Origin of the sequence: Pseudomonas sp. FP2335 (assembly GCF_030687535.1) — a bacterium.
Classification (GTDB): Bacteria; Pseudomonadota; Gammaproteobacteria; order Pseudomonadales; family Pseudomonadaceae; genus Aquipseudomonas.
In genome coordinates, this window is record NZ_CP117437.1 from 2,066,776 (window position 1) to 2,080,564 (window position 13,789).

The window sequence follows — 13,789 nt, forward strand, 5'->3', positions numbered from 1 at the left end:
TCACGCCTTCCATTCGGCCCACTGCTCGACGCCCTCATGTGCCAGCCACGGCACATCGTGGGCGGTCCAGATGTGTGAGCTCGGCGTGACCCCCGGATCATCATCCAGCGTTGCCACACGCACAATCACGTGGGGTTGATGCGGACGTTCTGCGATCAGATGTGAGCCGCAGCGCGAGCAGAAATGCCTGAGCTTCCCCGGCGAAGATTCATACGACGATAACAGCGCTTCGCCCTGGGTCCAACGAAAGTGCTCGCGCATCACGCCCGCTGTCGAAACGAACGCCGCAGCGTGGACCTTGCGACAGCTTTGGCAATGGCAGTGGCTGATGGGCATATCCAGGCTGTCCAGTTCATACCGCACGGCCTTGCAGAAACAACTTCCATGGAGTTGTTGAGTCATAGAGCGTCACCTCAGGGAGAAGAGGGACAATCTACCGTTCACAGCTACCCGGCGCATCACGTAGATACACATCATTGCCCTTAGGCCTGGATCAGTTTTGCTCCGTCCACCTTGCGAACCCGTTGGGCAGTTATCTGGTGGACGAGTATCCGTCTGTGGGACGGGCGCCACGGGAGCCGCACCATGGAACGATCAATGCCAAATGGAAATCCTGAGATAAGTAGCAACACCACTGCGCGACCGAAAGGGTTGCGCATTGGTTGATGTCGCCTACTGTCAATGCAGGAGGTGACTTATGCACGTGTTAGATCGAATTGAACGAAAAGTCCTGCTCAACGCATCACGCAAACAGGTCTGGGACGCATTGACCGACGCCGAGCAATTCGGCAGCTGGTTTGGCATCGCCCTCAAGGGCAAAACCTTTGTGGCCGGGCAAACCATCGAAGCACCGATTACCTACCCCGGTTATGAACACGTGGTGTGGAAGGCCAGGATCGAACGCATTCTGCCGCAAACCCTGTTCTCGTTCCGGTGGCATCCATTCGCGGTAGAGGAGGGGGTCGACTATGACCAGGAAACCCCAACCCTCGTGGAGTTCACCCTCGAAGACCGCGCCCCTGGCATCCTGCTGCGGGTAGTTGAATCCGGTTTCGACGCCATCCCCGAATCCCGCCGCCAGAAAGCCTTCAAGATGAACTCCCGTGGCTGGGACGAACAAATGGCCAACATCGAAACCTACACCACTGCTCTGTAGTGAGCGGGCTTGCCCGCGCTGGGTGGCGAAGCCACCCCAAACGGGACACCGCGGTGTTTCAAGTAAACCGAGATATCCGGATTCGGGGCGGCTTCACCCCCCCCCGGCGCGGGGCAAGCCCGCTCACTACACAAATGAACTAGAAATCCACCGAAGCAGATAACTTGGCCACACGCGGATCGCCCTGACTCAGGAAACCACCCTGCGCCGACTCCCAGTACTTCGCGTTGGCAACATTCTCCACGGTCGCACCGAGCGTCACGTCACGTTGCGCCACCTTGAAGTTGTAGCGCGCGCCCACATCAAAGCGGTTCCACGCCGGCAGGCTCAAGGTGTTGGCCGCGTCGGCGTACTGCCCACCAGTACGCAGCATGCGCCCGTTGAGGCTCACGCCTTGCAGGCCCGGTACGTCCCAGTCCACCCCGGCGTTGAATTGGAACGAAGGCACGCCGATCGCACGGTTGCCATCGTTGGCGCCTTTTTCCGTGTCCTTGAGCTCGGTCTTCATCAGCGTCACGCCGCCGAGCAGACGCAAGCCGCTAAGCGGTTCGCCGAACACATTGAGTTCCACGCCCTTGTTGATTTGCAGGCCCTCGCGCACGTAGCGCGCAGTGTCGGCATCGACGATTTCGGAGTAACCGGCCCCAGGTTGTTCGATACGGTACACACCCAGCGTCGCACCATAGCTGCCCATGTCCACCTTGACGCCCGCTTCGATCTGCTTGGAACGCGCCGGCGCATAGGCCTGCCCGCCGCCGATGACCGTCCGGGGACCGACCTTGAGCGGTGACGTCGGGCCCTGTGCGAGGCCCTCGATGCGGTTGGCGTACACCGACACATGCTCCCACGGCTTGAACACCAGGCCGTAGACCGGCGTGGTGATCGACTCGTCATAGTTGGCCGTGCGGCTACCGCTCATGTAGTTGTAGCCCTGCACCACCATCTGCTGGCGACGTGCGCCGACGGTCACCAGCAGGCGGTCATCGAAGAAGCCAACGGTGTCGGAAACGGCCGCGCTGCGCACGAAGGTCTTGGCGGTGATTTGCGGGTCGCTGAAGTCGGTGCCTGGCGTGTTGCGTGGGTTGTTCAGGGCCGGTGGTGCGCCGGTCACCGGGTTGTAGATATTGGTCGCGGTCTTGCCGCTGGCGAACACATAGGCGTTGCGCACCTGGGTCCAGATCCCGGCCAGGCCGAAGTTGAGGCGATGGCTGACCGCGCCGGTCTGGAACTTGCCGTTCAGGCCGCTCATCAGGCTACTGTTGTCTTCTTCGTGGGCGATGGTCGAACCGCTGGCAGTGGCATTGCCGAGGTTGTCGGTCAGGGTCACCGATGAGTAGCGCCCCATTTCACGGCTGTGCTTGACCCCGCCCGCCGCGTACGCGGTCCAGTTGTCGTTCAGGTCGTACTCGGCGCGCAGCATGCCCAGGGTGTCTTCAAGGTTGGTACTGCTCCAGCTCGGTGCGTAATTGGTGTGTGCCGAAGGCGCATCCGGGATGTGGGTGGCGGTGCCCGTGAAGACCGAATTGCGACCACCATTGATGTGCTGTTTCTGATACACAAAGTCACCGGACAACCGCAATGCATCGCCACGGTAGTCCAGGCCGACCGCAAACAGTTTCGAGCGCTGGTTTTCATCATCGATGCCGGTGTCGCCTTCACGCTGGGACAGGTTCACCCGTGCGCCAAACTGATGGTCTTCACCAAAGCGCTGGCCAATATCCAAGTGCTCGCCCACCCGGCCGTCGCTGCTGACATCGGTGCTGAAACGACGCAACGGCAGATCATCGGCGCGTTTGGGTTGCAGGTTCACGCCGCCACCGATCCCCGAGCCGGTGGGGCTCACGCCGTTGATGAAGGCGTTCGGGCCCTTGAACACTTCAACCCGTTCCAGGGCGTCGGTGGAGATGATCTGGCGTGGCAGGATGCCGTAGAGGCCGTTATAGGAAATATCGTCACCGTTCAGGGGCAGGCCACGAATCATGAACGTCTGCGCCTGGTTCGCATAGCCCGACGCCTGGCGCACGGACGAGTCGTTGAGCAGCACATCGCCGACGGTTTCGGCCTGCTGGTCGCGGATCAGTTTCTCGGTGTAAGAGGACATGCTGAACGGCACATCCATGATGTCCTGGTTGCCCAGCACCCCCAACTGGCCGCCACGCGCCACTTGGCCGCCGGCATACACCGGAGGCAGGGCGCCTGGCGTCGGCGCGTCAGCGTTGATGTTGGTGGCGCCCAATTCCAGCGTGTCGCCGTCCTGACGGTTGTTTGCATCCTGCGGGGGGATGGGGGTGGCAGCGTGAGCGGTGACGCTCAGGGAACAGCACAGGGCGAGCAGGGTCGGGCGAAACGGAATAGGGAAGGGCATGGTCGATCCAGTGAGGAAAAGGGCAACAAACGTTGCGCGTCCTCACTGCGCGGATACGACTCCAACGCAAATGATAGTAATTGTTATTAGCGCCACGCAACAAATATTTACTTCCGCGGTCTGCGTGCGCGAGATGCCGAGTAGAATCAGGCCCTGAAAGCGATTCCTGAGGTGCGGTACGGTGGACTTACAGCAGGGTTTTGTCCTGACCCGGCATTGGCGCGACACCCCGGCGGGTACGGAGGTCAGCTTCTGGCTGGCCACCGACCAGGGCCCCAGGCTCGTCCGCCTCCCTGTGCAGACCTCGGTGATGTTCATCCCCGAAGCCCATCGCAAGCCGCTCGACTGGCTGCTCAAGGGCGAGCGCGAGATCGAACTGCGCCCACTGCAACTGTGCGATTTCCATCACCGCCCGGTGCTGGGCCTCTACACCCGCCAGCACCGCCAGGCGATGGACCTGGAAAAACGCCTGCGCGCCGCCGGTGTCGACGTCTACGAAGGCGACGTTCGCCCGCCCGAGCGCTACATGATGGAGCGCTTCATCACCGCGCCGGTGTGGTTCGGCGGTACGCCCGACGCCACCGGCGTGCTATCCGATGCGCAGATGAAACCTGCGCCCGACTACCGCCCGCCGCTGAAACTGGTGTCACTCGACATCGAGACCACCGCCAAGGGCGATCTCTACTCCATCGCCCTCGAAGGCTGCGGCGAGCGCCAGGTGTACATGCTCGGCCCGCCGAACAAAACCACCGCGGTGGACTTCAAGCTCGACTACTGCGACACCCGCGCCCAACTGCTCGAACGTCTCAACCAATGGATCGCCATCCATGACCCCGACGCGATCATCGGCTGGAATGTGGTGCAGTTCGACCTGCGCGTGCTCCAAGAACACGCCCAACGCCTCAACGTACCGCTGCTGCTCGGTCGTGGCGGCGAAGCCATGACCTGGCGCGAACACGGCAGCCGCAACCACTACTTCGCGGCAGCGGCAGGGCGCTTGATCATTGACGGTATCGAAGGCCTGCGTTCGGCCACTTGGAGTTTCGAATCCTTCAGCCTGGAAAACGTCGCGCAAACCCTGCTCGGCGAAGGCAAGGACATCTCCACGCCGTACCAGCGCATGGACGAAATCAACCGTATGTTCGCCGAGGACAAGCCCGCCCTGGCGCGCTACAACCTCAAGGACTGCGAGTTGGTCACGCGGATCTTCGCCAAGACCGAACTGCTCACGTTCCTGCTCGAACGCGCCAGCGTCACCGGCCTGCCGGCGGATCGCAACGGCGGCTCGGTCGCCGCGTTCACCCACCTGTACATGCCGCTGATGCACCGCCAGGGCTTCGTCGCGCCGAACCTGGGCGACAAACCGCCCCAGGCCAGCCCCGGCGGTTTCGTGATGGACTCGCGTCCCGGTCTTTACGAATCGGTGCTGGTGCTCGACTACAAAAGCCTCTACCCATCGATCATCCGCAGCTTCCTGATCGACCCGGTGGGCCTGATCGAAGGCCTCAAGTACCCCGACGACAACCTGTCCGTGGAAGGCTTTCGCGGCGCCCGCTTCTCGCGTACCCGGCACTGCTTGCCGGCCATCGTCGCGCGGGTGTCCGAGGGCCGCGAAGAGGCCAAGCGCGAACACAACGCGCCGCTGTCCCAGGCCCTGAAAATCATCATGAACGCCTTCTACGGCGTGCTCGGCTCCAGTGGTTGCCGCTTCTTCGACACACGGCTGGCGTCCTCCATCACGATGCGCGGCCACCAGATCATGCGCCAGACCCGCGCCCTGGTCGAAGCCCAGGGTTATGAGGTGATCTACGGCGACACAGACTCCACCTTCGTCTGGCTCGGCAGCGCCCATTCCCAGGACGACGCCAGCCGCATCGGCCAGGCGTTGGTGCAGCACGTCAACGACTGGTGGCGCGAGCACCTGCGCAGCGAATTCGGTCTGCAAAGTGCGCTGGAACTGCAGTACGAAACCCACTTCAGCCGCTTCCTCATGCCGACCATTCGCGGTGCGGAGGAGGGCAGCAAAAAACGTTACGCCGGCCTGGTGACGCGCAGCGACGGCAGCGAGGAAATGGTCTACAAAGGCCTGGAAACCGTGCGCAGCGACTGGTCGCCCCTGGCCCGCCAGTTCCAGCAGGAACTCTATCAGCGCATCTTCCACCGCCTGCCGCACCAGGATTACATCCGCGACTACGTGCAGCGCACCCTCAGCGGCGAATTCGACGAGCTGCTGATCTACCGCAAGCGCCTGCGTCGCCCGCTCGACGACTACGAACGCAACGTGCCACCCCACGTACGCGCTGCGCGCCTGGCTGACGACTACAACGACCGCCTCGGCCGCCCGCGCCAGTACCAGCGCGGTGGCTGGATCAGCTACGTAATCAGCGTCAACGGTCCGCAGCCTTTGGAAGTCAGCCAGGCGCCCATCGACTACGACCACTACGTCACCCGTCAATTGCAGCCGGTGGCCGATGCGATCCTGCCGTTCGTCAACGACGATTTCAGCACCCTGGTCGGTGGGCAGATGGGCCTGTTTTAAACGCTTGATTCGATACGGCGAAGGCCCGCAATCTTGGGCTCAGTTTGGCAATAGGAAGCAAGCCCATGTACACGCTCTACGGCATCGACGAGTCCGGCTCCTGCATGATCGAAATCGCCCTGCAGCGGTGCGCGGTGCCGTGGCGACGGATCGATGCGGCCTCATGGGCCATCGGTGAGGGCAGCGATGAGCTGGCGCGCATCAACCCGCTCAAGCAGGTGCCCACGTTGCTCACCCCCGATGGCCAGGTGCTGACCGAAAGCGCGGCGATCCTGATCCACCTCGGCCTGGAATTTCCCGCGTCCGAACTGTTGGCCGGCAACCGCGCGCAGATCATCCGCGGGCTGGTGTACATCGCCGCCAACTGCTACTCGGCCATCGGCATCATCGACTACCCGCAACGCTGGCTCGGCAATGTCAATGAAACCGTGCAGGCGCAATTGGTCACCGGCACCCGGCGCTACCTGCATCAGGCCTGGGTGGTGTTTGCCGATCAGTTTGCCGGGCAGTTGTTTGCCCCCAACGACACGCCGAATGCACTGGGCCTGATGGCGGCGGCGGTGTCGCGCTGGGATGAGTCGCGGGAGGCATTGCACGGCCTGGCCCCGGGTTTTGCCCAAAGCCTGGTGCAGGTGGACGCCGACCCTATCGTCGCCCCCGTATTTGCGCGGCATTGGCCGGATTGGAAGGTCTCATGATGTTTCCGCAATCAGTGGAAACAATCACCGCAAAAGCGTCTCAACCCCTTGCGTAGCGGGCGTGCTGACCTACGCTTTCTTGCAGCGGTGTAGGAATCATCCTTGAATTTGACTGTCGCAGACATGAAACTCAAGAACCCTGCATGGAACTAGAAGGAGGTGCGCATGCTCATCCGGTCGCTGACCCTGGCTACCTTGATGGCTTTTACGGGGCCGCTGTTGGCCGCTGATGATACCAACCCACTCAAGCAGGATTTGGGCAAAGCCCGCCCGCTGGTGGTGGTAGAGCTGGATTCGGGTAATGCCACCCTGGCGACGCTCAAGAAACAACTCGACGAAGCGGCCACCAAGCAGGCGTTTGAAGAGCGCAGCATGGTGCTCTACACCGTGAAATTCGGCAGCATCGGCGCCGAAGGGGAAAAGTTCGCCAAGGACGCCAAAGACAACAAGAAGCTCACGCCACCGGAAACCAACGCATTGATCCGTGCCCTCAAGCTCGGCGCTGGCAGCGGCACCAAGGTGATCCTGGTGGGCAAGGACGGCGAGAAAAAACTCGAGAAGACCGTGCCACCGGATACCCTCGACCTCAAGGAATTCTTCAGCACCATCGACCAGATGCCCATGGCCGAAAAAGAAGCCGCCGCCGCCGCAGAACCCGAACCGGCTGCACCGGCGCCGGCCAAGGGCGCCAAACCGACCAAAGCCGGCAGCAAGCCCGCCCCGCAACAACTGGACGATTGACCCACGCCAGGAGCCGGACCCACCGGCTCCCACACAAGCCCGCTCCCACATTTGGGTTCAACTGCGTGCTGGAGTTGGCGTTTCAATTTTCTTGCGCACCGGCAACGGAAAGTAGAAAAACCGCAGAAACGCCACCCGCTTGATCACTTCCCCGATCAACAACGGCGCCACCACCGCCACCACCAACCCGATACTCGCCGCCACAAACGCATGCAGCCCCAGGCGTTCCATCAAGTCGACGGTCTTGTGCTGGATCTCGCCATGGAAGATCAACAGGATCAACGTGGACTGACCAATGTAGGTCATCGCCCGCGTCAACACGCTCGACACCATGAGCACTCGCGCCAGCGCCCAGCACAGGTAAACCCCGATCAATGCCAGCAGGCTGGTCCACAACCAGTGGTCATAGCGCCGTTGCGCCAGGTCCATGGTGTCGCCGCGCCAGAGAAACACCGCCGCAAATAGCGCCGCCGATATCACCAGGGTCAGCAGTGACCCCTCATGCCGGCGCAGCCAGTCCCGCAGCAGGTAGCCGAGGATGAAACACGCGCTGCTGATCAGCGTGACGTCCAGGCTGAAGGGCAAACCCGGCAGCACCCAGGTGTGTCCGCCGACGGTCACCGGCAGTTGCCAGAACCACGGCAGTATCCAGGTGCCCACCACCAAAATCAGTCCGGTCAGCACGCAACTCAGCGCCAACGGCAGGCGTTGGATCAAACGCAGCACGCACCAACTGAACAGAATCACCACCCAGAAATGCGGCAAAAACCACAGCGCCTGCCACGGGATGGTGTCCACCGAGGCGTATAGCACGCCGCCGACATCCGCCAGTAGCGGTTGCCCGCGCAGCACATCGCGCACGACCACGTACACCAGCATGGTGAAGAAAAACGGCTTGAGCAGGCCGTCGGCCTTGCGCACGGCCATCTCGACAAAGGGCTGTTCCGGCTTGAACAGCACGCCAGACAAAAAGAAGAACAGCGGCAGAATGAACGACGCCAGGATCGGGTACATCAGGTCCAGGGACGTGGCCACAAACCAGCTGTGGGCATACACGATCACCAGGATGCCGATGCCTTTGGCAATATCCATTTGAATCCAGCGATGTTTCACCTGATCACTCCTGAACAATCGTTCATGCCTTGCGCCACGGCTTCAGCCACAGCCCCATTCCCAGCAACACCAGCGCGCCGGCCAGGGTGCTCAGCGCCAGTTGCCGCCAGACGTCTTCAATGCCAAACAGCCACAGCGCCGCCAGCCCCATCAACAGCGCGCTCAACAGCCATTGCCGTGCCCAGGGCAGGGCAGTGAGCAAGGACTGGCGTTGCATCAGCAGCAACGCAGTGCAGATCACCCCGGCCAGTGCGGCCAGCGCAATGCCCGCCAGGCCGAAGACAAACGGCAGCGCGCCGAGCAACAGTACGTTGACCAGGCTGCCGAGCAACTCGCAACGCAACGGCTGGCGCGTGTCACCGGCGGCGTAGGCGTAACGCGCCAGCAAGGCGTTCCAGGCGCCGAACACCAAGGGCACGGCAAACCAGGCCAACAACAACGGCAACGGCGAATCCGCCGATTGCTTGGGCAGCAGCAACGCCACCAGGCTCGGCGCGGCGGCCACCAGCCCGACACCGGCGGGCAGGGTCAGCACGCTGGCGGTTTCCAGGCCGCGCTTGAGCAGCGCCAGGCGCGCATCGCCCTGACGGCGGCTCATCATGCCCAACAGCACCTGGTTGAGGCTCATCAGCGCAATCAGCGGCAGGTTCATCAGTTTGCGTGCGAGGTTGACCCAGGTCACCGCGCCTTCGCCCAGCAGCGACGCCACCAACCGTTCGATCAACGCCAAGCCCTGGCTGGCAGCATTGCTCAACAGCAGCGGGCCGATGCGCTGGCCCAACTCGCGCAACGGCGCCAGCGCCAGCTGCCAGCGCCACGGCCGCCAGCCCTGGCGCCAGATCGACGGCAGCAGCGCCAGCGGCATCAACAGGCTGCCAGCGAGGCAGGCCAGGGCCAGGGTGTGCGGTTGCGTGGCGGTGCCTGCCAGGGCGAGGTAGGTTACCGGCGGCAGGTTGAACAGCAGCGAGCCCAAGCCCGCCAGCACAAAGCGCTCGCCCGCCTGCAATGGAATGCTGAACAGCGCATGCAGCAGTAAACCCGGCACGCACCACGCGACGACCTGCAGGTTGCTACCCGCCAACGCCGTGGCACTTGCCGCCAACCCGGGGCCGAGCAGTTGCACCAGCCACGGCGCCAACAAGGTCAGCAACAGGCTGGTCACCAGTGCGATCAGCAGCAAGGCTGCAAACATCACTGCCAGCCAGTCCAGCCGCCCGCGGTCGTCTCGTTGCAAGTACAGCGGCAGCGCGGCGGCGCTCAGCACGCCACCGGCCAGCGACATGCGCAATGCTTCGGGCAAGAACAACGCAATCAGAAACGCATCACTGCGCTCGCCCGCGCCCCAGGCCGCCACCAGCAGCCATTCGCGCGCAAAGCCCAGGCACAAGCCGAGCAACGTCGCCACGGTCAGCCAGGCGGCGGAGCCGAACATCAGGGACGTACGCCGTTGAGCAAAGGCGCGTGTGCCGCCACGCGTTTGACCTGCGGCAGCCGCGCCGGAAACAGCCGCCGCGCCTCCAGCACGTTGATCCCCACCATCAGCCAGAACAACGCCACCATCACCACCGCAAAGCTGAAGTAGTGGTCAAACAAGCCGCTGACCAGCGCCGACAGAATCCCCGCCGTGGTGCCCAGCCACAGGGCGTTGTCCTTGGTCAGGCGGATCGGGCCTTTTTCCGGGCGCGCTTCACGCCACCAGCGCACGGTCACCGCGACAAACAGCAGCATGCCGACAATGCCGACCTTGTAGATGTAGTTCAGCCACAGGTTGGAGATCCCCAACAGATGTGTGCCCGGCACCGGCGGGTCGACCTTGAAGCCAATGCCCAGGGGATACGCGGCCACCGCCTGCGGGAACAGGCGATATTCATCCACGCGTACTTCGGTACTGGCGTTGCTCGACGAGAAAATCGTCGCCAGGCGGTCCTGCAACGGTGGGTACGCGATCACCAGCGCCACGGTCAAGGCCGCGCCGATCATCAGCAAACGCCCGGTGTACGGCACGCGACGCGTGGCCATCCACAGCAGCACCAGCGCCAGGCTGACCATCGCGCCACGGCTGCTGGCCAACAACAGCGCTGCCGCGCCCAGGCACGCCACGCTCAGGCCCAGGCCGCGCTTCCAGCCTTGTTCGGTCATGCCGTAGCAGAACGCCAGCGGCAGCAGCAGCGCCATGATCCCGCCGATGGCATTCGGGTGCGTCCACGGCGAGCCCATGCGCGAGGACATGGCCTCCAGGCCGAACTTCAGCGTGTCGAAGTTGGCGTAGTTGAACAGCCCCAGGATCGGCGCAATCCCGGCCCCCGAGCGGGTGCGCACGAATACTCCGATCGACAGCAACAGCATCGCCAAGGTGCCCAGCAGCAGGGCGATCACCAGGGATTCGCGGTGCTTTTGTTCCACCAGCAACTTGGCCGCGAGAAACACCCCCGACAGGTTCAGCAACCAGCGCAGCCAGTTGGCCAGGCCGCTGCTCTCGGCGTGGGTGATGACCTGGCCTACGATAAACGGCAATACGCTGAACAGCATCAGCCACAGCAGCATCTGGTCGGTGGGGCGCTGCGAGAAACGCGGCGAGTCGGGCAGCCGCGACAGAAAGCGTTGCCACAGCACCGCGCCCCAGGTCAGCGCCAGGATCGCTTCGCTGACGGTGGTGCGGATGCCCAGGTTGACCGTTGAGTACGGCATGAACGTCGCCGCCACCGCAAACAGCAACAGACCCCAGAGCGGAAAGCGCAGGATCGTCAATGCGCCCGCCAGGCCCAGCACCGCGACAAATGCCTTGGCCGGGGACAGCAACAACGCCAGGGCGCCGAACAGCGCACCAAAGAACACCGGGACGAGGCTTGGCAGGCTTACTCTCATTGAAGCTCCTCGATCAATTCAGCCAGGCGCCGACGATAGGCGCCGGGGTTATAGCGTTCGGCCCATTGGCGGCATTGCTCCGGCGCGTCTTCGGCGGGGCGCTGCGCCAGGTCCAGCATCAATTGCACCAACGCCGGGCCATCGGTGGGCGAAAAACGCGGCGCCGACGGCGGGGTGATTTCATCCAGCGACGTACCGCTGGCCACGGCCACCGGCGTGCCGACGCTCAGGGCCTCGATCACCGGCAAGCCGAAGCCTTCGGCATACGACGGTTGCCACAAGCGCGAGGCCTGGCGGTACAGCGCGTGCAATTCGGCATCCGACACGCCACTCAGTGCGCGAATCCCCGGCAAGCTGCGTTGGGACGCGGGCAAATGCTCGAGGCTGCCGACCAGCACCAACTCCGGCACGGCTGGGGATTGGCGTCGCGCCCGTTGCCAGGCGTCGACCCAAAACGGCACGTTTTTGCGCAACTCCCGAGTGCCCACCAGCAACCAGTAATCCTTGGGCAGTTGGCGTGCGCTGAGGTCTGCGGGCAGCCCGGTGAACCCATCGACCTGATTGGGCAGCACACGAATCTTGGCCTTTGCCTCGGGAAACAAACGCGCGGTCTCATCGGCGCTGTACTGCGACGGTGTCCACACCCGGTCGGCACTGCGCACTGCCCAGGCAATCGACAACCGATCGCTGGTCTTGTAGATCAGCGCCTTCAGGCGGTTGGCGTGGTAGTTGTCCAAAGTGATCTGGAACAAGTCGTGCAACAGCACCACCGTGCGCAGGCCCTTGGGTTTGGGCGGCAGCGGCAGGCCCATGTTGAAGGTGCTGATGTACAGGTCGATGTGTTGCTCGCGCAGTGCACGCGGCAAAAAACCGGCCTCGAAGCGCAGGCGATTGTGCGGTTGGTGCATCGCGGTTTTCGCGCAGCCCCAGCTTGGGCAGTGGGCCTGCAAGCGGCTGGCGTCACCCAGGGGCGCCACGGTGAAGCGCTCCAGTTCGATCTGCGGCAAGGCGCGCAGGGCGGTTTCCAAGGCATACACCTGGCGGCTGATCCCCGATTGCGGCGAGGTGCCGACGGTGCGGTAGTCCAGGCCTATACGCATGTGGGCTCCTTGCGTTTGAGCGGCACGAGGCTGGCGTACACCTGCTCCAATTGGCTGGCGGCGACGCTCCAGTCATGGGCCCGGCGCACATACGCACGTCCGGATTCCCCCATGGGCGCGGCCGCTTCGGGAAATTGCAGCAGGCGCACCACGGCATCCGCCAGGGCGGACGCGCTTTGGCCGCCGAGGTAGTCCAGGCCCTCCACCAGGTCCAGGCCCGACACACCTTGCGCGGTGCTTGCCAACGGCAGGCCGGCGGCCAGGGCTTCGAGCACCTTGAGCTTGGAACCGCCGCCATGGCGCAACGGCGCGAGGAACACCGAACTGCTCGATTGCAACGCCAGCAGGTCCGGCACGAAGCCTTGCCATTCGATGCGCGGGTCCGGCCAGCGCGTGCGCCAACTGCCGGGCATGCCAAAGCCGCACACGCTCATGCGCACATCGGGGCAACGCGCCCAGACCTTGGGCAGGATTTCATCCAGGGCCCACTCGATGGCGTCCACATTCGGTGCGTATTCATAGTTGCCGAGGAACAGCACACGGCGCGCCGACGGGTCGGGATGGGCCCGGGCGAAGTGGTCGCAATCCACGCCATTGACCACCACCGGCACCGGTTTGCCGGCGATGGTTTCGAGGACCTGTGCATCGCTGTCGGTCACGGCGATCACTTGAGTGGCCTGGCGCATCACCCGGCATTCCCAGCGCGCATAGCGCCACTGATCATAGCGAATGAACGGCAGCGCCCAACGCGGCAGGCGGTCGTAGGTGGCGGCGCCAAGGGCGGATTCGACGTTGTGCTCGGTCAGCACGAACGGCTGGGCCTTGCGCGCCAGTGCGCTTTCGTAGGGCTGGAAGGTGTAGCTGTGTTCGATCTGCACCACGTCCCACTGTTCGCCCAGCAGCCACTCGAAAGTGTCCTGCAATTGCCCCGACAGACCATTCACGCTGGCCAGCAGCGGATAGGGCGCGAGCAGCCCGGCGACCAGGGTCTTGACGCTGCGCAGCGGGCGACGCGGCAGCACGATCAGCTGTTCCAGGAAGGCTTCGAGCACCGCGCGATCGGCCGCTGCCACCGGGTGCTTGTCATGCAGCAACAGCGTGATCTGGTGCCCACGCGCCGCGAGGCTGCGCAGCAGGTGGAACTGGCGCGTCTTGCCACCGCTGGTGGCGGGCCAGGGCGAGTAGGGCAGGATCCATAAAATACGCATGGTC

At 63.5% G+C, this 13,789-nt stretch carries 11 protein-coding genes; 4 read left to right on the forward strand and 7 right to left on the reverse strand.

Features of this window, described 5'->3' with window-relative positions; translation table 11 throughout:
• A complete protein-coding gene (locus tag PSH81_RS09340) occupies positions 1-402 on the reverse strand; it encodes a GFA family protein (protein ID WP_192300290.1) in 402 nt (133 codons plus the stop codon).
• 295 nt (positions 403-697) lie between these two features.
• Between PSH81_RS09340 and PSH81_RS09345 the strand changes: the two genes are divergently transcribed.
• Positions 698-1,156, forward strand: a complete 459-nt coding sequence (locus PSH81_RS09345) for an SRPBCC family protein (RefSeq protein ID WP_192300291.1) — start codon at positions 698-700, stop codon at positions 1,154-1,156.
• Between the two features lie 139 nt (positions 1,157-1,295).
• On the opposite strand, the gene PSH81_RS09350 is transcribed toward PSH81_RS09345, so the two are convergent.
• The gene (locus PSH81_RS09350; protein ID WP_305392362.1) at positions 1,296-3,521 is read right to left on the reverse strand and encodes a TonB-dependent siderophore receptor; all 2,226 of its coding nucleotides are present in this window, start codon (positions 3,519-3,521) and stop codon (positions 1,296-1,298) included.
• Positions 3,522-3,702: 181 nt separating this feature from the next.
• On the opposite strand from PSH81_RS09350, the gene PSH81_RS09355 reads away from it, so the two are divergent.
• From PSH81_RS09355 to PSH81_RS09365, 3 genes are all read left to right on the forward strand, one after another.
• A complete protein-coding gene (locus tag PSH81_RS09355) occupies positions 3,703-6,060 on the forward strand; it encodes a DNA polymerase II (RefSeq protein ID WP_305392363.1) in 2,358 nt (785 codons plus the stop codon).
• Positions 6,061-6,125: 65 nt separating this feature from the next.
• The gene (locus PSH81_RS09360) at positions 6,126-6,758 is read left to right on the forward strand and encodes a glutathione S-transferase N-terminal domain-containing protein (protein ID WP_192300294.1); all 633 of its coding nucleotides are present in this window, start codon (positions 6,126-6,128) and stop codon (positions 6,756-6,758) included.
• A gap of 165 nt (positions 6,759-6,923) precedes the next feature.
• The gene (locus PSH81_RS09365; protein WP_226456175.1) at positions 6,924-7,499 is read left to right on the forward strand and encodes a DUF4174 domain-containing protein; all 576 of its coding nucleotides are present in this window, start codon (positions 6,924-6,926) and stop codon (positions 7,497-7,499) included.
• A gap of 57 nt (positions 7,500-7,556) precedes the next feature.
• On the opposite strand, the gene PSH81_RS09370 is transcribed toward PSH81_RS09365, so the two are convergent.
• Genes PSH81_RS09370 through PSH81_RS09390 form a run of 5 tightly spaced genes read right to left on the reverse strand, consistent with a single transcriptional unit; the run spans position 7,557 to position 13,785 of the window.
• Positions 7,557-8,591: an acyltransferase family protein gene (locus PSH81_RS09370; RefSeq protein WP_305392364.1), complete on the reverse strand. Its 1,035-nt coding sequence runs from the start codon at positions 8,589-8,591 to the stop codon at positions 7,557-7,559.
• A gap of 43 nt (positions 8,592-8,634) precedes the next feature.
• A complete protein-coding gene (locus PSH81_RS09375; protein ID WP_305392365.1) occupies positions 8,635-10,044 on the reverse strand; it encodes a lipid II flippase MurJ in 1,410 nt (469 codons plus the stop codon).
• The gene (locus PSH81_RS09380; protein WP_192300298.1) at positions 10,044-11,477 is read right to left on the reverse strand and encodes an O-antigen ligase; all 1,434 of its coding nucleotides are present in this window, start codon (positions 11,475-11,477) and stop codon (positions 10,044-10,046) included. Before PSH81_RS09380 ends, PSH81_RS09375 begins: the two co-directional genes overlap by 1 nt.
• Positions 11,474-12,577, reverse strand: coding sequence for a glycosyltransferase family 1 protein (locus tag PSH81_RS09385; protein WP_305392366.1), 1,104 nt, complete (start codon positions 12,575-12,577; stop codon positions 11,474-11,476). Before PSH81_RS09385 ends, PSH81_RS09380 begins: the two co-directional genes overlap by 4 nt.
• Positions 12,568-13,785, reverse strand: coding sequence for a glycosyltransferase family 4 protein (locus PSH81_RS09390; protein WP_305392367.1), 1,218 nt, complete (start codon positions 13,783-13,785; stop codon positions 12,568-12,570). Before PSH81_RS09390 ends, PSH81_RS09385 begins: the two co-directional genes overlap by 10 nt.
• Between the last annotated feature and the right edge of the window lie 4 nt (positions 13,786-13,789).